Raw genomic sequence first — 2,191 nt, forward strand, 5'->3', positions numbered from 1 at the left:
CTGCAACACCTGCTCGACCTGCGCCCGACCGGTGCGCAGGCCCTGCCGCTGCTCGACCGCCTGCTGCTGCTGAACCAGGCGCTCAGGGCTTTTGACGCCCAGCCCTACCGCAGCCTGCGGGCCGCCGTAGCACTGTGGCAGAATGGTAAGTCGGACGGGGCGGCCCTCGACTCGATGCACCGGGCCATTACCGGGTTCGACCGAGTGGGCCGGCCCATTCCGTGGGTGCTGATTGACCTGGCGGGCCTTTACAACCGCCTGAACCGGATGGAAGACCGGCGCCGATACTACGAAACCCGGCTGGCCTACTACCGGGTGCGCGGCCAGTTGCAGAACGAAGCCGCCTGCTACATCTCGCAGGGGGGCTACTACCGCCGCATGGGCGACTACAACCGCACGCTCAACAACATTCTGCGGGCCGCCGACCTGGTGAAGGGGTACGACCAGCGCCTGTACGTGCGTGAGCTGCTGGTGGCAGGCGATGTGTATGCCAAATGGGGCAACCACATCCGCGCCGAGCAATACCTGAGCATGGCCCAGCACCTGCCCGACTTCCGGCGCGTCGATGGCATGGCACGCGAATACACGTTCCTGACTTTGTCGCGCGGCTACGCTCGCAACGGGCAGCTGCCGATGGCCATGCACTTGGCCGACTCCGTACTGGCCGCCCGCGTGCCCGACCCACTGGAGCAGCAGCTCAGCCGCGCCTATGGCCTCGTGCAGAAAAGCCTGCTGTACCTGCAGCAGCAGCAGCCCGCCGCCGCCGCCACCCTGCGGGCCCGCGCGCAGCGCCTCGACGATTCGCTGCACGTGCCCATGACCGGCAAGCTGGGTGAATTCGAGCTCGATGCTGCCTGGGCCCGCTATTACACCGCGCGGCACGACGATGCCCAGGCCGAAAAGCACTGGCTGCTGGCTTACCGAAAGGCCGCCACAGCCCACATCGAGCGCCTGCAGCCCGAGTACCTGCAGGAACTGGTGAACTTCTACACCCGCCGCGGCCAGCCGGCGCAGGCCCTGCAGTACGCTAATGCCTACATCCGCTTCGTCAACGACTTTGCGGCGGCGCAAAGCGTGTTTCATGTGGCGCAGTACGAGGGCGAGCGGGTAGAGCAAGCCCAGAATGCCCAGATTGCGGCCCTGCGCCAGCAGCAGGCGGTGCAGGCCGTGCGCCTGCGGCTGGGCCAGTGGCTGCTGCTGGGAGCCGGGCTGGCCGTACTGCTGGTGTCGGGCCTGGGCGTGTTCATCTACCTGCAGTTGCGCACCAACCGGCGCACGCTGGCGCAGCTGCGCGAAACTCAGGCCCAGCTGGTACAGGCCGAGAAAATGGCGTTTCTGGGCGAGCTCACGTCGGGCATTGCTCACGAGCTGCAAAACCCGCTCACGTTCATGAAAAGCTTTGCCGAGGTAAGCTCTGAGCTGGTTGATGACATGAACGGCACCACCACGCCCCACGCCCACGACAGCGCCTTGCGGAGCGAGATTCTGGCGGGGCTAAAACAGAATTTGCAGCAAATCAGCCAGCATGGGCAACGGGCGTCGTCCATCATTCGCGACATGCTGACCCACTCGCGCACCGGTACCGGCCCCCGCCAGCCCACCGATATCAACGCCCTAGCCGAAGAAAACCTGCTGCTGGCCTACCAGGCACTGCGCACGCTGTCGCCTGAGTTCGATGCCCACCTCGTGCGCGATTTCGATGCCCAACTGGGGTTGGTATCCGTGGTGGCGTCCGACCTGGGCCGCGTGCTGCTGAACCTGTGCGCCAACGCTCTGCACGCCGTGCGCGAGCGGCAGCGCGAGCTGGCCCTAGTGCCCACCGCCGAGGTGCTGGCCACCCCGCACTACCAGCCTACTGTGACAGTGCGCACCCGCCGCCTGCCAAGCCGCGCCGTCGAAATTCGGGTGTGCGACAACGGCACGGGCATGAGCGCCGAAGTGCGGGCCAAAATCTTCCAGCCTTTCTTCACCACCAAGCCGGTGGGCGAGGGCACGGGCCTGGGCCTGAGCTTGTGCCACGACGTCATTGCCAAGGGCCACGGCGGCACCCTGGCCGTGGACACCTGCGAAGGCAAGGGCACGGAATTCATCATTACGCTAACGCCTGCCTAGTGGGAGGCCGGGGCTATTGGCTGCTGCTGGGCCTGCTGTGGGGCCTGCTGCCGGCGCGCTGGGCGGGCGCGCAGGCCGT

General features: G+C 66.5%; 1 protein-coding gene. It reads left to right on the plus strand.

Annotated features, from left to right (window positions below):
- Positions 1-2,112, plus strand: a 2,112-nt coding sequence (locus ACYVDE_RS20795; protein WP_460503450.1) for a sensor histidine kinase, incomplete at its 5' end; no start/stop codon positions are given.
- Positions 2,113-2,191 lie beyond the last annotated feature (79 nt).

This window comes from Hymenobacter agri, assembly GCF_054778495.1.